General features: G+C 69.9%; 16 protein-coding genes. 8 read left to right on the top strand and 8 right to left on the bottom strand.

What is annotated here, in order from left to right; translation table 11 throughout:
• Window positions 1-185: 185 nt before the first annotated feature.
• The gene (locus ABD932_RS42440; protein ID WP_345021699.1) at window positions 186-944 is read left to right on the top strand and encodes an Rv3235 family protein; all 759 of its coding nucleotides are present in this window, start codon (window positions 186-188) and stop codon (window positions 942-944) included.
• 415 nt (window positions 945-1,359) lie between these two features.
• Here the strand turns inward: ABD932_RS42440 and secA are convergent, their stop codons facing one another.
• Window positions 1,360-4,209, bottom strand: coding sequence for a preprotein translocase subunit SecA (secA, locus tag ABD932_RS42435; protein WP_345021697.1), 2,850 nt, complete (start codon window positions 4,207-4,209; stop codon window positions 1,360-1,362).
• 286 nt (window positions 4,210-4,495) lie between these two features.
• Between secA and ABD932_RS42430 the strand changes: the two genes are divergently transcribed.
• On the top strand, window positions 4,496-5,092 hold the full coding sequence (locus tag ABD932_RS42430) for a GNAT family N-acetyltransferase (RefSeq protein WP_345021695.1): 597 nt from the start codon (window positions 4,496-4,498) through the stop codon (window positions 5,090-5,092).
• 81 nt (window positions 5,093-5,173) lie between these two features.
• Complete coding sequence (locus ABD932_RS42425) at window positions 5,174-6,370, top strand: winged helix-turn-helix domain-containing protein (RefSeq protein ID WP_345021693.1); 1,197 nt, start codon at window positions 5,174-5,176, stop codon at window positions 6,368-6,370.
• Window positions 6,371-6,382: 12 nt separating this feature from the next.
• Here the strand turns inward: ABD932_RS42425 and ABD932_RS42420 are convergent, their stop codons facing one another.
• The 7 genes from ABD932_RS42420 to mtnA all read right to left on the bottom strand — a co-directional run bounded on the left by ABD932_RS42420 (window position 6,383) and on the right by mtnA (window position 15,470).
• A complete protein-coding gene (locus tag ABD932_RS42420; protein WP_345021691.1) occupies window positions 6,383-7,129 on the bottom strand; it encodes a response regulator in 747 nt (248 codons plus the stop codon).
• A 201-nt stretch (window positions 7,130-7,330) separates the two neighbouring features.
• Window positions 7,331-8,023, bottom strand: a complete 693-nt coding sequence (gene hpf, locus ABD932_RS42415; RefSeq protein WP_407698495.1) for a ribosome hibernation-promoting factor, HPF/YfiA family — start codon at window positions 8,021-8,023, stop codon at window positions 7,331-7,333.
• 315 nt (window positions 8,024-8,338) lie between these two features.
• Window positions 8,339-9,283 carry a ComF family protein gene (locus ABD932_RS42410; RefSeq protein ID WP_345021689.1) on the bottom strand — a complete coding sequence of 315 codons (945 nt, stop codon included), beginning with the start codon at window positions 9,281-9,283 and terminating at the stop codon, window positions 8,339-8,341.
• Between the two features lie 250 nt (window positions 9,284-9,533).
• Window positions 9,534-11,372: an LpqB family beta-propeller domain-containing protein gene (locus tag ABD932_RS42405; RefSeq protein ID WP_345021709.1), complete on the bottom strand. Its 1,839-nt coding sequence runs from the start codon at window positions 11,370-11,372 to the stop codon at window positions 9,534-9,536.
• The gene (mtrB, locus tag ABD932_RS42400; protein ID WP_345021687.1) at window positions 11,362-13,437 is read right to left on the bottom strand and encodes an MtrAB system histidine kinase MtrB; all 2,076 of its coding nucleotides are present in this window, start codon (window positions 13,435-13,437) and stop codon (window positions 11,362-11,364) included. Before mtrB ends, ABD932_RS42405 begins: the two co-directional genes overlap by 11 nt.
• Before the next feature lies 1 nt (window position 13,438).
• Window positions 13,439-14,128 carry a two-component system response regulator MtrA gene (mtrA, locus tag ABD932_RS42395; RefSeq protein ID WP_187822996.1) on the bottom strand — a complete coding sequence of 230 codons (690 nt, stop codon included), beginning with the start codon at window positions 14,126-14,128 and terminating at the stop codon, window positions 13,439-13,441.
• A 190-nt stretch (window positions 14,129-14,318) separates the two neighbouring features.
• Window positions 14,319-15,470, bottom strand: a complete 1,152-nt coding sequence (mtnA, locus tag ABD932_RS42390; protein WP_345021684.1) for an S-methyl-5-thioribose-1-phosphate isomerase — start codon at window positions 15,468-15,470, stop codon at window positions 14,319-14,321.
• Window positions 15,471-15,610: 140 nt separating this feature from the next.
• Here mtnA and ABD932_RS42385 point away from each other — a divergent pair, with 140 nt between their 5' ends.
• Genes ABD932_RS42385 through ABD932_RS42365 form a run of 5 tightly spaced genes read left to right on the top strand, consistent with a single transcriptional unit; the run spans window position 15,611 to window position 21,260 of the window.
• Window positions 15,611-16,948 (top strand): DUF7847 domain-containing protein, encoded by a 1,338-nt coding sequence (locus tag ABD932_RS42385; protein ID WP_345021683.1) that lies wholly within the window; start codon window positions 15,611-15,613, stop codon window positions 16,946-16,948.
• Between the two features lie 4 nt (window positions 16,949-16,952).
• Window positions 16,953-17,762: a DUF4129 domain-containing protein gene (locus ABD932_RS42380; RefSeq protein WP_425587596.1), complete on the top strand. Its 810-nt coding sequence runs from the start codon at window positions 16,953-16,955 to the stop codon at window positions 17,760-17,762.
• Window positions 17,759-18,961 carry a DUF4350 domain-containing protein gene (locus ABD932_RS42375; protein ID WP_345021679.1) on the top strand — a complete coding sequence of 401 codons (1,203 nt, stop codon included), beginning with the start codon at window positions 17,759-17,761 and terminating at the stop codon, window positions 18,959-18,961. The genes ABD932_RS42380 and ABD932_RS42375 overlap by 4 nt, the downstream gene beginning before the upstream one ends.
• On the top strand, window positions 18,961-19,950 hold the full coding sequence (locus tag ABD932_RS42370; RefSeq protein WP_107083980.1) for an AAA family ATPase: 990 nt from the start codon (window positions 18,961-18,963) through the stop codon (window positions 19,948-19,950). Before ABD932_RS42375 ends, ABD932_RS42370 begins: the two co-directional genes overlap by 1 nt.
• Window positions 19,950-21,260 carry a DUF58 domain-containing protein gene (locus tag ABD932_RS42365; RefSeq protein WP_345021677.1) on the top strand — a complete coding sequence of 437 codons (1,311 nt, stop codon included), beginning with the start codon at window positions 19,950-19,952 and terminating at the stop codon, window positions 21,258-21,260. Before ABD932_RS42370 ends, ABD932_RS42365 begins: the two co-directional genes overlap by 1 nt.
• Window positions 21,261-21,428: the final 168 nt, after the last annotated feature.

The raw sequence follows: 21,428 nt of genomic DNA, 5'->3' as shown, positions 1-21,428 counted from the left end.
AAACTCACCCGGTGCAGCCCTACCATCCCGGCCTTGAGGGCCCCTCGATCACCCAGATAAGTGAAGTTTCCGGCCGCCCGATCCGAGCTCGCGCTTTCTTGCCGCCGGCGCCCAGGACCCCGTACAAGATCACCGACCGCGAAGTTACTGCCCGGTATCACCCGGGCTCACCGAACGGGGACCCCATGAACAAGGTCATGACCAGGACCCAGCACCGCCCCGGCACCCGCCCACCGACCCGCCGCGACACCCGCCGCCCCGGCAGCACCCCACCCCGCACCCCGAGCGGTGGCGCGCCCCGCACGCCATCCCCCGACAGCCGCCCACCCGGCTCGTCGACCACGCCGGACATCCACCCCCGAACCCGGCCCACGGACAACCGCCCACCGACCGCCCCCGACCCACGGCCGAGCAGGCAGTCAACGGCCCTCTCCCGACCGCGGGCAGCCGTACCGACTCATCCTGAGGACAGTCGTCCCGCCGGGGCGGCGCGCGTGGGCGCAGGGGGCACCCCACAAGCGCCGGCAAGCGTCCCCACCCCCACGGAGGACTACTCGTACACCCCGGCAAGCGAGACCCCCCTCCTCAGGCCCGCCGTCCCCCACCCCCGCCCCACCGACGTCTTCGCCGACCGCCTGCTCCTGGTCCTGAGCGGCCAGCGCCCCGTCCACTCGATGCTCCGCCACACCGCAGGCCGTGCCTACGACGAACTCGCCTGGCTGGCGGAACGCAGCCCCCTGCGCACCCGCGGTACCCGCCCCGTCGTCCGCGACATCGGCTACTTCGAACCCCGCCCGGGCGCCCTCGAGGCCTTCGCCCGCATCGGCGCCGGCGACCAGCTGCGCGCCATGGCGTTCCGCCTGGAACGGGGCGGAGACCTCCGCTGGCGCTGCACGGCCGTGGAACTGGGCGGCCCACGCAGGCCACGCACGGACGACGACTGACCGCAGGCGGCCCCGCCCACAGAGGACGCCAGGCCACCACACGGGCTCGTCCACAAACGACGCCCGACCCGGCCCCCTGGCCCGTCCGCAGACGACGAACAACCCACGGCGGGGGCTCGTCCGCGGACGACGACAAGCCCCCACACAGCCTCGACCACGGACCGGGACAAGCCACCACACTGCCTCGACCGCAGACGCCGACAAGCCCCGCACGGCCTCGACCACAGACGCCGACCAGACGCTGGCCAAACCCACCCCACAGACCGCCCAAAACGCTGACAGACACCCGCCTCGGACCGCCCAAGCCGAAGGGCCGGGTCCCCAACGGAGACCCGGCCCTTCCAGCCACTGCGGCGCCAGGCACCGCCACTGTCCGCTCGGCGGCGCTACCTACCTGGCGCCGCCCCAGCCGACGCTACTTCTTACGGCGCCGCCCACCACGCGACTGCTTGCGCCGCTCCGCGCGCGTGAGACCGTCGGCCTCGGAACGCACCGGCTCGTCGCCGTTCTCGAAGTCACCCTCGACGATGTCACCCTCGCCGTCGACCTTGGGCGCGGTGAAGTGCAGCCGGTCAGGGCGGCGCGGAGCCTCGAGCCCCTTGGCGCGGATCTCGGGACGCGCGCCCGCCTGCGCCGGCACCGCGTCCTTCTTCTCGAGGTCGGCCACCGGCTTGGTGTCCTCGACCGGGACCTCCTCGACCTGCTGCTCGACCTGGACCTCCAGGTTGAACAGGTAGCCGACGGACTCCTCCTTGATGCCCTCCATCATCGCGGTGAACATGTCGAAGCCCTCGCGCTGGTACTCGACCAGCGGGTCCTTCTGCGCCATCGCGCGCAGGCCGATGCCCTCCTGGAGGTAGTCCATCTCGTAGAGGTGCTCGCGCCACTTGCGGTCCAGGACCGACAGCACGACCCGGCGCTCCAGCTCACGCATGATCTCGGAGCCGAGCTGCGCCTCGCGCTCCTGGTACTGCGCGTGGATGTCGTCCTTGATGGACTCGGCGATGAACTCGGCGGTGAGACCGGCACGGTCGCCGGCCGCCTCCTCCAGCTCCTCGATGGTGACCTTCACCGGGTAGAGCTGCTTGTAGGCGCCCCACAGCCGGTCCAGGTCCCACTCCTCGGCGAAGCCCTCGGCGGTCTCCGCAGCGACGTACGCGTCGATCGTGTCGTCCATGAAGTGCTGCACCTGCTCGTGCAGGTCCTCGCCCTCCAGGACGCGGCGGCGCTCGCCGTAGATGACCTCACGCTGGCGGTTGAGGACCTCGTCGTACTTCAGGACGTTCTTACGGGTCTCGAAGTTCTGCTGCTCGACCTGCGACTGGGCGGACGCGATCGCGCGCGTGACCATCTTGTTCTCGATCGGCACGTCGTCCGGGACGTTCGCCATCGACATCACGCGCTCGACCATCTGAGCCTTGAACAGGCGCATCAGGTCGTCGCCGAGCGACAGGTAGAAGCGGGACTCGCCGGGGTCGCCCTGACGGCCGGAACGACCACGCAGCTGGTTGTCGATACGGCGCGACTCGTGCCGCTCGGTGCCGAGGACGTAGAGCCCACCGAGCTCCTTGACCTCCTCGAACTCCGCCTTGACCGCCTGCTCGGCCCGCTCCAGGGCCGCGGGCAGGGCGTGGGCCCACTCCTCGATGTGCTCCTCGGGGTCGAGGCCGCGCTGGCGCAGCTCCGCCTCGGCGAGGTCCTCGGGGTTGCCGCCGAGCTTGATGTCGGTACCACGGCCGGCCATGTTGGTGGCCACGGTCACGGCACCCTTGCGGCCGGCCTGGGCGACGATGATCGCCTCCCGGTCGTGCTGCTTGGCGTTCAGCACTTCGTGCTGAACCCCGCGCTTGCTGAGCTGCTGCGAGAGGTACTCGGACTTCTCGACCGACGTCGTACCGACGAGGATCGGCTGGCCCTTCTCGTGCTTCTCGACGATGTCGTCGACGACCGCCTCGAACTTCGCGACCTCGGTGCGGTAGATCAGGTCCGACTGGTCCTTGCGGACCATCGGCCGGTTGGTCGGGATCGGGACGACGCCGAGCTTGTAGATCTGGTGGAACTCGGCGGCCTCGGTCATCGCCGTACCGGTCATGCCGCAGAGGCCGGGCTGTTCCTTGCCGTTGTGGTCGTGGCGCTTGTAGAGGCGGAAGAAGTTCTGGAGGGTGATCGTGGCGAGCGTCTGGTTCTCGTCCTTGATGTCCACCCCTTCCTTCGCCTCGATCGCCTGGTGCATGCCCTCGTTGTAGCGACGGCCGGCGAGGATACGGCCGGTGTGCTCGTCGACGATCATGACTTCGCCGTCGATGACGACGTAGTCCTTGTCCTTCTTGAACAGTTCCTTGGCCTTGATGGCGTTGTTCAGGTAGCCCACCAGAGGCGTGTTCACCGACTCGTAGAGGTTGTCGATGCCCAGCCAGTCCTCGACCTTGGCGACACCGGCCTCGTGGATGGCGACCGTGCGCTTCTTCTCGTCGACGTCGTAGTCGCCGGTCTCCTCGAGGCCCTTGAGCGGGTTGCCGGCCTCGCCCTTCTTCAGACGCGTGACCAGCTTGGCGAAGTCGCCGTACCACTTGGTGGCCTGGTCGGCCGGGCCGGAGATGATCAGCGGCGTACGGGCCTCGTCGACGAGGATGGAGTCGACCTCGTCGACGATGGCGAAGTTGTGGCCGCGCTGGACGAGTTCGTCCTTGGACCACGCCATGTTGTCGCGCAGGTAGTCGAAGCCGAACTCGTTGTTCGTGCCGTACGTGATGTCGCAGGCGTACTGCTCGCGGCGCTGGGCCGGCGTCATGTTGGCGAGGATGCAACCGACTTCCAGGCCCAGGAACTTGTGGACGCGGCCCATCATCTCCGAGTCGCGCTCGGCCAGGTAGTCGTTGACCGTGATCAGGTGGACGCCCTTGCCGGCCAGCGCGTTCAGATACGCGGGCAGGGTGCCGACGAGCGTCTTGCCCTCACCGGTCTTCATCTCGGCCACGTAGCCGAGGTGGAGGGCCGCGCCACCCATGATCTGCACGTCGTAGTGGCGCTGGCCGAGGACACGCCTGGCGGCCTCGCGAACGGTGGCGAAGGCCTCGGGCAGCAGGTCGTCCAGGCTCTCACCATCGGCGTAGCGCTGCTTGTACTCATCGGTGAGGGCCCGCAGCTCGGCGTCGGAGAGGGCAGCGAAGTCCTCTTCGATGGAGTTGACCTGGTCCGCGATGCGGTGCAGCTTGCGCAGGATCTTGCCTTCGCCTGCACGCATGATCTTCGAGAGGACGGACACGGGGGTTGGTCTCCTTGCCGGTCGGGCCTGGGACGGTCGGTTTCCATTTGACTTGTCTGAGCAACGGCCATCGTATGCGAGGACCCCGCCGCGCCGGGAGCCTGCCGGGGGCGACGACGATCCGCCGCTTCAAATCTCCGTCAAAGTGGACAACGGCCGGGGGTCGCGGATGGTGCCGCGTTCCGCCAACGAATTGTGCGAAACGCGATCACACGCTCACACACCGCATGGTTCACGCAGCGCATAAAGAATGGCGCTCCTGACGGGCCCCGAGCAGAATCGGCCGATGGAACCCGTCACGCTCACCACGGACCGCCTCCTCATGCGCACGGTCGGCCCACGGGACACCGATGCCGTGTACGAAGCCGTCCAGGACCCCGACATCCTGCGCTGGACCACGATCCCCTCCCCTTACCTGTACGAACACGCCCACAGCTTCACGCACCAACTGGTCCCGGAGGGCTGGAACAACGGTTCGATGTTCACGTGGGGCCTCTTCCTCCCCGAAGGGGAGGACCTGGTGGGCATGCTCGGCCTGACGATGCGTTCCATGAGCGATGCCGAGATCGGTTTCTGGGGCACGAAGGAGCACCGCGGCAACGGCTACATCACCGAGGCGGTCCTCGCCGCTTCCCGCTGGGCCTTCAGCCACATGGCGATCGACCGCGTGGAATGGCGCGCGGAGGTCGGCAACACCCCCTCCCGCGCAGTGGCAGAACGCACCGGCTTCACCCTGGAGGGCACCCTCCGCTCCGCGATCGCGCACCAGGGCGTACGTCGCGACTGCTGGGTGGGTTCCTTCCTCCCGTCGGATCTGGGCCTCCCGTCAACGGCGCCCTACCTGCCCGCCCCGCCCCGGAAAGCCAGGCCCAGCCGTCCCTGACCCGACGCCCATGGAGGGTACTCAGCCCCAAACCCCCAGCTCACCCCGCGTTGTCAGTGCCACCCTCTATCGTCCGATCCCATGACCACCCCGCGCCCCACCACCGACCTCTCGGCAGACGAAGCCCGCCGCATCGCTCTGAGAGCCCAGGGCTTCCTCGGCACGCCCAACCGCAGGTCCGGCGTCCGCGGCATACTCCGTCACCTCGGCGCGGTCCAGCTCGACACCATCTCGGTCCTGGCCCGCTCCCACGAACTCATCCCGTACGCCCGCCTGGGCTCGGTGGGCCGCAAGACGGTCGAGAAGGCGTACTGGACGACCGCCTCCGAGGGCGCGCCGTCCGCACCGCACGCCTTCGAATACTGGTCTCACGCCGCCTGCATCCTCCCCGTCGAGGAGTGGCCCCACTTCGCCTTCCGCCGCCGCGCCTACCGCAACCGCCCCCACTGGAACCACGACCTCCCCGACGGCACCTACGACCAGGTGATCAAACAACTCCGCTCGGAGGGCCCCCTCACCGCAACCGAACTGGGCGGCGCGAAGAGAACCAGCGAGTGGTGGGACTGGTCGGGCGCGAAGGTCGCCGTCGAACGCGCCCTGATGTACGGCGAGGTGGTCTGCGTCGAGCGCCGCGGCTGGAAGCGCGTGTACGACCTCGCCGAACGCGCCATCCCGGAGGCACTGCTGCACGACGAACTGGACGACACCGAGTGCCTGCGCCGCCTGGTCCGCCTGGCCGGCCAGTCCCTCGGCGTCGGCACCCGCGCGGACATCGCCGACTACCACCGCCTCAAGGGCGAACAGGTGGACGCGGTGATCGCCGACTCGGGCCTGGTCCCGGTCACGGTGGAGGGCTGGGGCAAGCCGGCCTGGGCCGACCCGGCGGCCCTCGAAACACCCCCGCGCGGCCGCCACCGTACGACGCTGCTGTCCCCGTTCGACTCGCTGATCTGGGAACGAGCACGTACGGAGCGGATCTTCGGCTTCACCCACCGGCTGGAGGCCTACGTCCCCAAGCAGAAGCGGGTCCACGGCTACTTCGCGATGCCCGTCCTGGCCGGCGGCCATCTCGTCGGCCGCGTGGACCCGGCCCGTGACGGCCGCACACTGGTGGCCAAGCAGGTCACCCTGGACGGCCCGAAGGCGGTCCCCGCGGTGGCCCAGGCCCTTGTCGAGGCGGCCGGCTGGGTGGACTGCACGGACGTACGCGTGGAACGGGTGGACGCGCCGGAGCTGCGCGAGCCCCTGGTGCAGGAACTCACCCGCGCCACCACCTGAGCGCTCCCGCGGTCACCGGATCTCGAGGATCTTCTCCCGCATCGCGTACACCACGGCCTCCATCCTGGAGTGCAGCTGCAGCTTCTCCAGGATGTTGCGCACATGGTTCTTCACGGTGTTCTCGGAGATGAACAACTCCTTCGCGATATCGCGGTTGTTCATCCCGGTGGCAACGAGCTTGAGAACCTCCAGCTCGCGGTCCGTCAGCCGCGGCGCGGGCACGAGCCGACGCTCGTCCGTGCGCTGGATCATCGACTTGAACTCGGTGAGCAGCTTCGACGCCATGGACGGGCTGATCTGGGACTGCCCGTCGGCCACCGCACGGATGGCGGTGGCCACCTCGTCCGTGGAGATCTCCTTGAGGAGATAACCGGTCGCGCCCGCCTTGATCGCGTCGTAGAGGTCGGCCTCCTCGTCACTGATCGTCAGCATGATGATCTTCGCGCTGGGGGCCACCTCCTTGATGGAGGTGCAGGCCTCGATCCCGCCCCGCTTGGGCATGCGAACGTCCATCAGGACGATGTCCGGCAGCAGGTCCGCGGCCTTGTCCACGGCCTCCGCGCCGTCGCCCGCCTCCCCCACGACCTGGATGTCCTCCTCGGCGGCGAGCACGATCTCCAGTCCACGACGGAAGAGGGCATGGTCGTCCACGACGAGGACTCTGATCGGTTCCTTGCGTGGAGAGCCCGCGTTCGAGCCCATGCCGACGACATCACCGTCGGCATCGTCGTCCCGCATCGGTCCGAAGCTGTCCGCCATCGTTCCTCCCCCTGAAGGCTGTGGCTGGTCCTTTGCCATCGCCAAACCAAGGCAACGGCCCACCGGTTGGGCCGGTGCGGCCATGATTTCATGCCCGCCCGACACTACGGTGACGAGCGGGGCGCGAAGTGGTCGCACACCGGTGCCCCTGGGGGCGCACGCGCGCTCCAGGGGCACCGGCTCAGCTGTCAGCCGGGTGGGTCAGCCGCCCAGCGTGCCACCTGCCGCGGGAGCCTGCGCCTGGGTGACCATCGGGTCAGTGCTGAGGTGGATGACGCCGTAGTCGTAGGCGTGCCGCCGGTAGACGACACTCGGTTCCTTGGTCTCGGAGTCGACGAACAGGTAGAAGTCGTGCCCGACCAGCTCCATCTCGTAGAGGGCCTGGTCGAGGGTCATCGGGGAGGCGACGTGCGTCTTCTCGCGTACGACGAGAGGGCCTTCGCCCTTCACTTCCAGCGAGCCGATCTTCTTGGTGGGAATGCCGTCCGGTTCTTCCGTCTGGAAGGTGTGGCCGTTCCCGTTGAGCGTCGCCACGCCCGGAACGTGGTCGGGGACCTCGGCCGCCGTGAGTCGGCGTGCGCCTCGGCGTGAGAAACGCTTGTCGTGCTGCTTGCGCAGCCGGGCATCCAGCTTCTCCGCCGCCAGGTCGAGCGCCGCGTACGGATCGCTGGCCGCTGCCTCCGCCCGGATCACCGGACCGCGGGAGCGGAGCGTGATCTCCACTCGATCGCTGCGGTCGGCCTGTCGGGGGTTGGGCTCCTTGGACACCTCGACGTCGAGGCTGATCACCTTGGCATCGAGCCTCTGGATTTTCTCCAGCTTCAGCTTCTCGGCCACGTGCTTGCGGAACCGCTCGGGCACCTCGGTCTTGCGGCCCTTGACGACGATGTCCACGCAGAACTCCGTTCCCGGATCGCTCCGCTCCATCGGCGGAGCATCTCCCTTTTGCACCAGGCTCCGGTGAGCCCCGGAACCTCGGACTCGGTGACTTCCACCTCCTCCTCCCCCATGGGCAAGATCTCCACCCCATGGCCGCGGGTCAATGCGTAAAACCCGCAGCCCGGCATTCGGATATGACGGGGATGGCCTGCGCCTTTCCCTCACAACCGAACATATCTCGCCCGGACGGATGTCGTCACCCTCTACTGCGGCGTACCTCCGTTCAGGTGAATTGACCCTCTCGTTACCTGCAACGATGCAAGTTCGCGGTCAGTTCCGGTTTATTTCGAAAGAATCCGGTGTCGCTGCGACCACGGCCGCGCACATCAGGTCACCGGCCCGTCCGGCACCCATGATTCCTGGCTTCTCGCCCGCCCGCCGCACGACGCCCTTCGTTGATCCAGCTCTCTGTTCCCCTGTGTTTTCCCGACTTCCCGCCGTGTACACAGCGGTTGTGCTGTCGCCGTGCGCACCGAACTCCACGGCCACCCGTCCATACGCGTCCGCCTCCGCCGGCGTTCCGCCGTATACGCTCCCTCCCTCCGCCAAAGCCGCCCGCACGGCACGCGCCGCCTCCGCCAGGGACGCACCCGTCGTCATCAGGTCGTCGACGAGCACGACCGGACCACCGGCGAGCAGCCGGGCGCCCCCGGGAGCCACCGCCAGCGCGCCCGCGAGATTGTCCAGCCGCTGCCGGGAGTTGAGCCCCGACTGATCGGCCACCGCACGCCGCTGCCGCAGCACGGCGAGCACCCGCGCCGGCATCCCGGCCCGCCGCAGCTCACCCGCGGCCGCGAGCGCGATCCGCCGCGCCGGATCATGCCCCCGCGCCCGCACAGCCCCACGCGCGGACGGAACAGGTACGAGCAGCACAGGCGCACCAGCTCTCCCGAACCGCCCCGCACCGCCACCCGCACAGGCCTCCCGCAGCCCCGCCCGTACAGCCCCCGCCAGAGCCGTCCCGAGCGGCGCGGCGAGCGCCAGCGCGCCGCGCTCCTTGTGAGCCAGCAGCGCCGCCCGCACCGCGTCCGCGTACCGGGCCGCCGCGTGCACGACCGGCAGCCCGAAAGGCTCCGGCACCGGTCGCACCCGGCTCGGTACGGCCCCGCCGAGGACGGCACGGCACTCCGGGCAGAGCACGGTGCGAGACCTTCCACAGCCGCCGCACTCGGCCGGCAGCACCAGGTCGGTGAGGTCCTGCCACCACCCCCGCATGCCCACCACTGTGCCAATGCCCGAGCCGACCGGCCACCCCTGTGGATAACTCCCTGTGGAAAACCTCGTTGGTCACACAGACGCCCTCTTCCGCCCCACAGCCACGCCGAAATCCCCGAGCAATCACCTGGAGCGGACCTCCCACCTCCCTACGAAAAAGCGACCGCCCCCAACCGGAGTCCTCCTCCGGCCGGAAGCGGCCGCCAATCTCACCGTCCGCGCACCTCAACGGCGCGGCCCGGGCACGACGTCACCCCGGGTAAACCGGCGCCGTCCCGTCCGTCACCACCTTCTGCCAGGGCATCCCGGACGGCAGTCGCACGATCCCGTCCTCCGAGTAGCCGACCAGAGGCAGCCGCGTGTCCTCGGACGCGGTGATCTCCTTCACGCCACTGAGAGCCGCGGGCACGGGCCCCTCCGGTGTCGAGCCGTCCACCTGCACATAACGCATCGACTGGACGCCGCCCTTCTCACGCCCGGCCACCACGAGCCGGCTGTCCCCGGCCCACGACATGGCGGTGACCTCCTCCAACTCCGGTGTCGCGGAACGCAGTTCGTGCACCGACACGGCCGCTCGCTCCCCGTCCTTGCCGTCCTCGCCCCGCTCGATCCGCCCAATGAGCAGCGACGACGTGTCGCCCTTCTTCACGACGAGCGCGATCCGCACTCCATCGGCGGCCACCCGCACGGACTCGATGCGTCCTTCCAGCCCCGGCGTCTTGACCACCAGCGGATCGCCCACGCCCTCCTCCAGCAGGAGCAACCGGGGCTTGCGGGGATCACGGTCCGCCACCCACAGGTCACCCTGGGCGTCCCAGCTCGGCGCCGACAACCGCTCGTCCTGCGTCCTGCCCTCGCTGGTCAGCTCGGGCTCCCCGAGCGGGCCGCCCGACACCAGCGCCCCGACGTACAGCTCCTTGGCGTCCAGGCCGACCCCCGCCGCCATGTCCTCGTCACGCGACACGGCTACCGACCCGAGCTCCTTCTCGCCCTCCCCGAGGGCACCCGGCACGGCATCGGGATGCGTGTCGTTGGTGGCGGCGGCCAGCCGTACGAGCCGGTGCTTGGCGTCCAGGAAGTACAGGTATTCGGCGCGCTCCACCGACCCGCGCGCGGCCACGGCCTGTGCTCCCTCCTCCTTGAGCGTGCACAGCTGCCTGCCGCCCGCCTTCAGCTCGACCTCGTCCACCGTGGGGGTGAGGTTCTGCAGAGTGAACAGGAGCTGCGTCGCCATCTCGTGGCACTTGGTCAGCCCCACCCGGGCCGCCTTGTCGTTCAACGACACGGTCAGGATGTTCTGGTCGTTGGGGGTCAGCGCGTCGCCGTCTTCCTTCAACGCCGTACCGGTGGGGAAGCTCGACCTGACCACCGGATCGAGCCAGCTGGTGGGCCCCTTGAGCAGGGAACGCACCATCTCCGTCATGGGATCCACGTTCCTGCGCACGTACACGGGATCGGCGACGGCCGCCGTGTGCGGGGAGGTCCCGAGCGTGGTGTTCGTGGCGAAGTAGTACTTGTCGACGGGCATGTAGTTGCGCTGGAAGTCCGACTTGCCCATGACGACCCCGCGCGGCGGCACATCGATGCGCCACTGCTTGGTCTTCTTGTCCTGGGTGAGATGCATCGTCTCGCTGTAGTTCCCGCCGACAGGCGAGTACGACTGCTGCGCGTCGACCGTGGCCACCTTGGCGCCGGTCAGCGTGTACGAGAGACTCTCGGTCTCCTCACGGCCCCCCACCCGGTCGGATTCGACGCCCGGCCCGTCGGCGAGCACCGTGGTGGACAGCAAGGGCCGCCAATTCTCCGAGGCTTCCTTGGTCAGGTACTTGCGCGCTATCTCATAGTTCGGATCGTCGCTGGTCAGCGCCTCCAGGAAGCCCGACACGATCTCCGAGGACGAAGCGTTCTCGTGCGGAGGCATGGCGAAGACCCGCACCTGCGTGTCCTGGCGCGGCGTGGACTCGACGCCCCGCAGATCGCCGCTGTCGGGCATCGAGGCACACCCCGCCAGCAGTACGGCGCCACAGGCGACGTACGCCACCGTGCGCCCCGGCGTGCGCCGGGCGCCCCCCTCGCGGTCAGCGCCCACGAGATGCCTCCCCATGCTTTCTCGACTCCTCGGCCTGCCCGGCCTCCTCACTCGGCGGCCCTTCCGCACCGGGCGGGTCGTCCTGCCGACGCGTACCGGACGCGGGGCGGGGGACCACACGCGCGCCGTTGCCGGGCAACGCCGTCGGATCGGCCTTGGGGACCGCAGTGCCCATCCGTGACGCGATCGGGTCCCTCGACGACATCGGGGCCGACTGGTCACCTGTGGGCTGCGCCGGCACCGTCGCGGCCTTCTCACCTCCGCCGGACGGCAGACCGGCGTCATCAAGTCCTCGATTGCGCCGCGAGTCCTTGGGCTCCAGGGGTATCGGCGAGCCCCGCAGCGGTTCGTCCGCGGTCCGCGGCAGCGTCAGCCGGAACTGCGAGCCGCCCCCCGGCTCGCCCCACGCCTGCAGCCAGCCGCCGTGCAGCCGCGCGTCCTCCAGCGCGATGGACAGCCCCAGACCCGTACCGCCCGTGGTACGCGCGCGTGCCGGGTCGGCCCGCCAGAAGCGGCTGAAGACACGGGTCGCCTCACCGGGCTTGAGCCCGACGCCGTAGTCCCGCACCGCGACGGCGACCGCACCGCCCGCAGCCGCGAGCTTGACGACGACATCCCTGCCCTCGCCGTGTTCGACGGCGTTGACGACCAGATTGCGCAGCACCCGCTCGACACGCCGGGCATCGGCCTCGGCGACGATGGGCTGCTGGTCGCCGAGGATCCGTATCTGTGTGCCCTTGCGCTCGGCGAGCGGCTCGGCCCCGGTGACCACGCGCCGCACGACCTCCCTGAGGTCGATCGGCTCGGCCTCCAGCGCCGCCGCACCCGCGTCGAAGCGACTGATCTCCAGCAGGTCGGCGAGCAGCGACTCGAACCGGTCCAGCTGGTCGGTGAGCAGCTCCGCCGACCGGGCGGTCACCGGATCGAAGTCCTCCCGCGCCTCATGGATGACATCGGCAGCCATACGCACGGTCGTCAGCGGCGTCCGCAACTCGTGCGAGACGTCGGACACGAACCGCCGCTGCATCCGCGACAGGTCCTCCAGCTGCTGGATCTTCAGCTGCAGGTTCTGCGCCATCTTGTTGAAGGCCTCACCGAGCCGCGCGATGTCGTCCTCGCCGGTGACCTTCATCCGCTCCTGCAGCCGCCCGGCCGACAGCCGCTCGGCGATCCCGGCCGCCATCCGCACCGGTGTGACGACCTGGCGCACGACGAGCCAGGCGATGGCCCCGAGCAGTACGACGACGAAGAGGCCGGCGGTGGCGAGCGTCCCCTTGACCAGGCTGAGCGACTTCTCCTCCTGGGTCAGCGGGAAGAGGTAGTACAACTGGTACGGGTCGTCGTTGGGGTCGTTGACCTGCTTGCCGATGACCAGGGCCGGCTGCGAATCCTTGTGCGCCGCGCGCAGGTAGACGATGCGGGTGTAGCTCTGGAACGCGCCCGTAGCGCTGTCGATCCGCTCACGCAGTGCCTCGGGCACGCTCGCCGTCGGGTCGACAAAGCCGGAGCCACGCCGCCCGCGTCCTCCGGTGTCACTTCCCGCGGTGGTCGGGAGCGTCACCACCTCGAAGGCGCCCTGCCCGCCACTGGAGAGCGAGGAGACGAGGTCGGTCATCCACGGGCTGACGTTCTGGTCGAAACGCTCGTCCGCCGCCGAACCGTCGTCGGCGGTTCCGGCCGCCGCCTCTTCCGCCCGCTGCTTGGCCGCCGCGAACCCGCCCGTGGCCTGGCTCTGCGAGGCCTTCACCTTGGCGTCCAGCAGCCCGTTGCGCACCTGCCCGATGACCACGAAGCCCAGCAGCAGGACAACACCCAGCGACATCAGCAGGGTCGTGACGACGACCTTGAGCTGGATGTTGCGCCGCCACAGCCGCATGACGGGCAGCAGCGGCCGACGCACCCAGCGCAGCAGAAGACGAAGGACCGGGCTGCCTTGGACTCCACCCTGCAGCAGCCCGCCCTCGAGGAACCGTCCCCATCGGGAGCCCGACCCCTTCCGGCCGACAGGCCGCTCCGGACGGGCCCCGGTCCGACCGGGGGCCGCAGCGGCACTGTCCCCGGACATGTCAGCTCGGCCCTGCCTTGTAGCCGACGCCACGGACGGTCACCACGATCTCCGGACGCTCCGGGTCCTTCTCGACCTTGGAACGCAGTCGCTGCACATGCACGTTGACCAGCCGGGTGTCGGCAGCGTGCCGGTAGCCCCACACCTGCTCCAGGAGCACCTCACGCGTGAACACCTGCCACGGCTTACGGGCCAGCGCGACCAGCAGGTCGAACTCCAGCGGCGTCAGCGCGATCGACTGCCCGTCCCGCTTAACGGAGTGCCCGGCCACGTCGATCACGAGGTCACCGATGGCCAACTGCTCCGGCGCCGGCTCCTCCGACCTCCGCAGCCGCGCCCGGATACGGGCGACGAGCTCCTTCGGCTTGAACGGCTTCACGATGTAGTCATCGGCACCGGACTCCAGACCGACCACCACATCCACGGTGTCGCTCTTGGCCGTGAGCATCACGATCGGCACCCCGGACTCCGCCCTGATCAAGCGGCACACCTCGATACCGTCCCGACCGGGCAGCATCAGGTCGAGCAGCACAAGATCGGGTTTGGTCTCCCGGAATGCGGCCAGCGCCTTGTCGCCGTCGGCTACGAAAGACGGCTCAAAACCTTCACCACGCAGCACGATGCCGAGCATCTCGGCCAGTGCGGTGTCGTCGTCGACGACAAGGACTCGTCCCTTCATGAATGCCATCATCCCATTCTCATAACAGTGGCGAAGGCAGTGGTGAGATAGGTCACCGGCCAGTGACCTTAGTCGTACGCGGTCGCCACTGTCTGCCCTTGCCGCGATCACACGGCGTTACCTTTGGGCGGGTTTAGCCCCCTCTGCCCCGCCCGGCCGTTTCCGGCCCTTGCCTCACGAACTCTGTGTCACCAGCTCTGTGTCACCAGCTCTGCGTCACCGACCTCGCCCTGGCACACAGCTCCGCCAGAGCCTCAGCCGTCACGGGCGACACAACTCCCTCCTCCGTGACGATCGCCGTCACCAGCTCGGGCGGCGTCACATCGAACGCCGGGTTGTACGCCTGCGTCCCCAGCGGCGCCACCGGAATCCCGCCACCAGGCTCCGCTCCCGCCACCGGCACCTGAGGCGCCACGACCTCGGTCACCTCGAACCCAGGGCGCTGCTCGACCTCGATGGACGCCCCGTCCGGCGTCGCCGGATCCACCGTCGTCAGCGGCGCCACCACGATGAACGGCACATGGTGGTACCGCGCGAGCACCGCGAGCGGATAGCTCCCCACCTTGTTCGCCACCGAACCGTCGGCCGCGATGCGGTCCGCCCCGATCAGCACCGCATCCACCTCCCCCGCGGCGAACAACGAGCCCGCCGCGTTGTCCGTGAGCAAGCTGTACGCCATGCCGTTGCGCGCCGCCTCATAAGCCGTGAGGCGAGCCCCCTGCAGCAACGGCCGTGTCTCGTCCACCCACAACCGCCTGAGCCGCCCGGCCCGGTGCGCCGAGAGGGCCACCGCGAACGCCGTGCCCTCCCCGCCCGACACCAGTGCCCCGGTATTGCAATGCGTGAGGATGCGATGCGCACCGCCGGACAACAGCTCGTCCAGCAGCGCCAGCCCACGCTCTGCCATCCGCGCGCTGGCCTCGGCGTCCTCCTTGTGCAACGCCCGCGCAGCGCTCAAGGCAGCAGCCGCGGCCTGCTCGACGTCTCCACTCCGCGCGAGCTCGGCCCGGTACGCGGACCGGGCCCGTCCCACGCCGACACCGAGATTCACGGCTGTGGGTCGGGCACCCGCCAGCGACTCCGCGGCGTCGTCCACGTCGAATCCGCGGGCGGCGGCGAGCGCGACCCCGTACGCCCCGGCGATCCCGAGCAGCGGCGCCCCGCGCACGGCGAGCGAACGGATCGCCTCCACCAGCGCGGGCGCGTCCGTACAGACCAGCTCGACCTCCTCCGCCGGCAGCCTCGTCTGGTCGAGAAGCACCAGAACGGGCCCCTCGGGTGGTTCGTCCCACCGGATCGCCGGTGTCTCCGTCGGCCTGTCTTCCTCGCCGGATTGCGCGTACTGATCAGCCATGCGGTCAGTCTGCCCCTTGTCCGGCGGACAATTGAAGGTGTGCAGCCCATACCGCGGCCGGTACCTCGTCGACCACCCCATGGCACGATGGCTGCCAACCTGCCGCCGCGCCCGCGGACGGGCACCGTGAAGGAGCGACGATGAACGACACTCCGGGCTGGGCCTCGCCCGGATCCGCCCCGTCCGACGGACAGGAACCCGGCGCGTCCGGCCCCACGGAGCCCGCGGACCGTCCCGACCCCGCACAGCAGCCGGGACCGGACCCACAGGACGCCGGCCCGAAGTGGTCCAAGGAGCAGCCGCCACCCGGCCAGTGGTCCGCCCCGACGGGCCCCCAGGCTCCCGGCCAGACCCCGCCACCCCCACCGCCCAGCCCGGGCTGGGGTCCTCCCCCGCCTGCCGGCCCCGGCGGATACGGCGGCTACGGCGGCGGCCACGCGGGCTACGGCGCCCCGGGCGGATACGGCGCCTGGGGAAGCGGCTGGGGAGGCCCTCCGCCCGCTGCCAAGCCCGGCGTGATCCCGCTGCGTCCACTGGGCGTCGGCGAGATCCTCGACGGCGCGGTCTCCACCATGCGCACCTACTGGCGCACGGTCCTGGGTATCTCGCTGACCGTCGCGATCGTCACGGAGATCCTCGTGATTCTCCTCCAGGGCTTCGTCCTGAACGACCTCGCCAGCACCGAGGCCCTCAACGACCCGAGCGCCACCCTCAGCGAGCTGGCTCGCGCCACACGCGACGCCCTGCTCAGCTCCAGCGTGATCTTCCTGATCTCGGTGATCGGCGCGATCATCGCGACCGCCCTGCTGACGACGGTCACCAGCCGCGCGGTGCTCGGCAAGTCGGTGACCACCGGCGAGGCCTGGCGCGACGCAAGCCCTCAGGTGCTGCGGCTCTTCGGTCTGCTCTTCCTGCTGTTGCTCATGACCTTCGGCCTGGTGTTCGTAGGTGCTCTCCCCGGCATCCTGGTGGCCGCCTCGGGCTCCGGTGACGGCGGCGCGGCACTCGCCTTCCTGGGCATCCTCGGCGCCGGCATCGTCGCGCTGTGGCTGTGGTTCCGTTTCTCCCTCGCCTCGCCCGCGCTGATGCTGGAGAAGCAGGGCATCATGAAGGCCCTGAGCCGCTCCGCGAAGCTGGTCCGCGGCTCCTGGTGGCGAGTCTTCGGCATCCAGTTGCTCGCCACGATCATCGCCAACATCGTCGCGGCGATCGTCGTCATCCCCTTCACCTTCCTCGCCGGCGCCCTCAGCGGCGACGGCGCGACCAGCTTCCTCGAAGGCACCTCCGAGCTCGGCTGGACGTTCCTCATCGTCAGCGGCGTCGGCTCGGTGATCGGCTCCATGATCACTTTCCCGATCACGGCCGGCGTCACCGTCCTGCTCTACATCGACCAGCGCATCCGCCGTGAGGCCCTCGACCTCGAACTGGCCCGAGCAGCCGGCGTCCAGGGCTACGGCACCGGCACCCCGGGGAGCTGAGCCGGTGAGCCTGGCGGGGGGAGTTCTCACAACGGCGTCAGCGCTGCCTGAGGCAGTCGTACGCGCGTTGCCGCGCACCGGCGACATGGTCACACCGTCGCTGTCGCGCTCCGGCGACACAGCCTTCCTGGCACTGCTCGCGCGTTCCGACGACGAGCCGCCGCTGACGATCCCACGCGATCCCGCGCGGGAGGCGGCCCGACGCGAGCTGTCCAAGGGCATGTACCACGAGAACGAGCCCAGTTGGTTCCAGCGTGCCCTGGATGCCTTCTGGGATTGGGTCGAGGACCTTTTCAGCAGTGCCGCGACCGTGACACCCGGAGGCCCGGTCGGCCTGGTCGTCGTCATCCTGGTCGTCCTCGCGGTCCTCGGCGCCCTGTGGTGGCGCCTCGGCACCCCACGCCGCGAACCCACCTCCTCCGCCGCCCTGTTCGACGACCGCCCCCGCAGCGCCGCCGAACACCGGGCCGCCGCGGAAGCACACGCCGCCCAGGGCCACTGGAACCAGGCTGTCCAGGAACGCATGCGCGCCATCGTCCGCTCCCTCGAGGAGCGCGCCCTGCTTGACGTCCGCCCCGGCCGCACCGCGGACGAGGCCGCCGCCGAAGCAGGCCGCTCACTGCCCTCCCACACGGACCGACTGCGCGCCGCGGCCCGGGACTTCGACGACGTCACATACGGCGGACGCACTGCGACCCAGCAGGCGTACCAGCGCATCGCCGAACTCGACCGCGGCCTGGAGAGCAGCAAGCCACAGCTCGCGAACAGCGCCCCCAGCACGGCCCACAACGCCCGCCAGGGAGCCGCCGAATGACGACCGAGGACACGCTCCCGTCCACCTCGGCCTCGCCCACCGCACGCCAGGTATGGACCCGCGCGCGAGGCATCACCCTCGCCGTCGTGCTCCTGCTGGTGGCAGCCGTCGTGATCGCCACGATCCGCTCCGACACCCGGCACGGCACCCTCGACCCACGCTCCGCCGACCCCAAGGGCAGCCGAGCAGTCGCCGAACTCCTCGCCGACCGCGGCGTGGACACACGCGTGGTCACCACCCTGGACGAGGCACGCGCGGCGGCCGCTGCGGACACCACCCTCCTTGTCGCCTCCCCCGACCTGCTGACGCACCGTCAACAGTCCTGGCTGCGCTCGACGACCGCCGGCTCCGGCGGCCGAACCGTCCTCGTCGCCCCGGGCAGTTGGTCCGTCGAACGACTCGTCCCCGGGGTCACCGCGGACCCCGCCACCAGCCTCGACTCGGAGCTCTCCCCTGATTGCGCCCTGCCCGCCGCCCAGCGCGCGGGCACCGCCGACCTGGGCGGAGTCCGCTACACCACCACCCACCTCGACGCCGACGAGTGCTACCCCAGCGAGCGCCTGGCCACCCTGCTGCGCGTCCCGGAGAGCACCGGGGACAGCGACTCCATCGTCCTCGGCGCGCCCGACATCCTCTACAACGAACGTCTCGACGAGCAGGGCAACGCCTCCCTCGCGCTCCAACTCCTCGGCTCCCGCCCCCACTTGGTCTGGTACCTCCCCTCGCTCTCCGACGCGTCGGCCGCCGACTCGGACGACGAACGCAGCTTCTTCGACCTGCTCCCCTCCGGCTGGCTCTGGGGCACGCTCCAGCTCTTCATCGCCGCAGCCCTGGCCGCCCTCTGGAGGGCACGCCGACTCGGCCCTCTGGTGCCCGAAAAACTCCCCGTGGCGATCCGCGCCTCCGAAACCGTCGAAGGCCGCGCCCGCCTCTACCGCAAGGCCAACGCCCGCGACCGCGCGGCCGCCGCTCTTCGCTCCACCACCCGCACGCGCCTCGCCCCCTTGGTCGGTGTCCCCATCACCCAGGCGCACGCGCCCGAGGCCCTGCTCCCCGCTCTGTCCGCCCACCTCCACAACCACGGAGACGGACAGACCCTGCACACGCTCCTCTTCGGCCCGCCGCCCAGCGACGACACGGCCCTCATCGCCCTAGCAGACCAACTCGACGCCCTCGAAAGAGAGGTACGCCGTCCATGATGGACCCGACCACTGACAACGCCGGGAACACCGGGGACCCGGGCACCGCCCGTGCCTCCCTGGAAGCCCTGCGCGCCGAGATCGCCAAAGCCGTGGTCGGCCAGGACCCCGCCGTGACCGGCCTCGTCGTCGCCCTCCTCTGCCGCGGACACGTTCTCCTAGAAGGAGTCCCTGGGGTCGCCAAAACGTTGCTCGTCCGCGCCCTCGCATCCGCACTCGAACTCGACACCAAGCGCGTCCAGTTCACCCCCGACCTCATGCCGAGCGACGTGACGGGCTCCCTCGTCTACGACACCCGCACAGCCGAGTTCTCCTTCCAGCCCGGCCCGGTCTTCACCAATCTCCTCCTCGCCGACGAGATCAACCGCACCCCGCCGAAGACCCAGTCGTCCCTGCTGGAAGCCATGGAGGAACGTCAGGTCACGGTCGACGGCACGCCCCGCCCGCTCCCCGATCCGTTCCTGGTCGCAGCGACCCAGAACCCGGTGGAGTACGAGGGCACGTACCCCCTCCCCGAGGCCCAGCTGGACCGTTTCCTCCTCAAGCTCACCATCCCGCTCCCCTCCCGCCAGGACGAGATCGACGTCCTCACCCGCCACGCCGAGGGCTTCAACCCGCGCGACCTGCGCGCCGCCGGCGTACGCCCCGTAGCGGGCCCCGCAGACCTCGAAGCAGCACGCGCGGCGGTGGCCAAGACAACGATCTCCCCGGAGATCACGGCCTACGTGGTCGACATCTGCCGAGCCACCCGCGAGTCGCCGTCCCTGACCCTGGGCGTCTCCCCGCGCGGCGCCACGGCCCTCCTGGCCACCGCCCGAGCATGGGCCTGGCTGACCGGCCGCGACTACGTCATCCCGGACGACGTCAAGGCACTGGCCCTCCCCACCCTCCGCCACCGCGTGCAGCTCCGCCCCGAGGCCGAGATGGAAGGCGTCACAGCCGACTCCGTCATCAACGCGATCCTCGCCCACGTCCCCGTGCCCCGCTGATGGCGCTCACCGGACGCGCCGCGCTCCTCGCGGCCCTAGGCTCCCTCCCCGTAGGCATCTGGGACCCAAGCTGGACGGGCATCCTCGCGGTCAACGCACCCTTGGCCGCGGCCTGCGCCTGCGACTTCGCCCTGGCAGCACCGGTACGACGGCTGGGCCTGATGCGCTCCGGCGACACCTCCGTCCGCCTGGGCGAGACAGCCGACGTCACCCTCACGATCACCAACCCGTCCGGCCGCCCGCTCCGCGCCCACCTCCGCGACGCCTGGCCGCCCAGCAGCTGGCAGCCAGGCACAGAGGTGGCGGCCTCCCGCCACCGCGTGACGATCCCCGCCGGCGAACGCCGCCGCATCACGACCCGCCTACGGCCCACCCGCCGCGGCGACCGCCAGTCCGACCGCGTGACGATTCGCTCGTACGGCCCCCTTGGCCTCTTCACCCGCCAGGGCACCCACAAAGTCCCCTGGACGGTACGCGTCCTGCCCCCCTTCACGAGCCGCAAGCACCTGCCCTCCAAACTGGCCCGCCTACGCGAACTCGACGGCCGCACGAGCGTTCTCACTCGCGGCGAGGGCACAGAATTCGACAGCCTGCGCGAGTACGTCCCCGGCGACGACACCCGCTCCATCGACTGGCGCGCTACGGCCCGGCAGTCCACGGTCGCCGTACGCACCTGGCGCCCAGAACGCGACCGCCACATCCTCCTCGTACTGGATACCGGCCGCACCTCGGCAGGACGCGTCGGCGACGCTCCACGCCTCGACGCCTCCATGGACGCAGCACTGCTCCTGGCCGCCCTCGCCTCCCGAGCCGGCGACCGCGTGGACCTCCTCGCCTACGACCGCCGAGTACGCGCACTCGTCCAGGGCCGCACAGCAAGCGATGTCCTGCCCTCCCTGGTCAACGCGATGGCCACGCTCGAACCCGAGCTGATCGAAACGGACGCCCGAGGCCTTACGGCGACAGCTCTCCGTACGGCGCCCCGCCACTCCCTGATCGTGCTGCTGACCACGCTCGATGCCGCCCCGATCGAAGAGGGCCTGCTCCCTGTCCTGCCTCAGCTCACCAAGCGCCACACAGTTCTGCTGGCATCAGTAGCGGACCCCCACATCGCAGGCATGGCAACAGCACGCGGGAACACAGACGCGGTGTACGAGGCAGCAGCATCCGCCCAGGCCCAGAGCGAACGCCACCGCACGGCGGAACAGCTCCGCCGTCACGGCGTCACGGTCGTCGACGCAACACCGGAGGAACTCGCGCCGGCCCTGGCGGACGCCTACTTGGCCCTCAAGACGGCAGGACGTCTGTAATCCATGGGGGAGTCCGATTGACGGGCTCTCCCCAAAAGACCAAACCGCGCACGAACCAGAAATGCAGAAAGCCCCCGAACCGGTATCCCCGGTCGGGGGCTTTCTCAAATTTTGTTCGGCGGCGTCCTACTCTCCCACAGGGTCCCCCCTGCAGTACCATCGGCGCTG

It is taken from the genome of Streptomyces shaanxiensis, assembly GCF_039537145.1.
In the GTDB taxonomy this organism is placed as follows: Bacteria; Actinomycetota; Actinomycetes; order Streptomycetales; family Streptomycetaceae; genus Streptomyces; species Streptomyces shaanxiensis.
The sequence above is the reverse complement of the archived record's forward strand: the minus strand, read 5'-3'. Positions and strand labels throughout refer to the sequence as shown.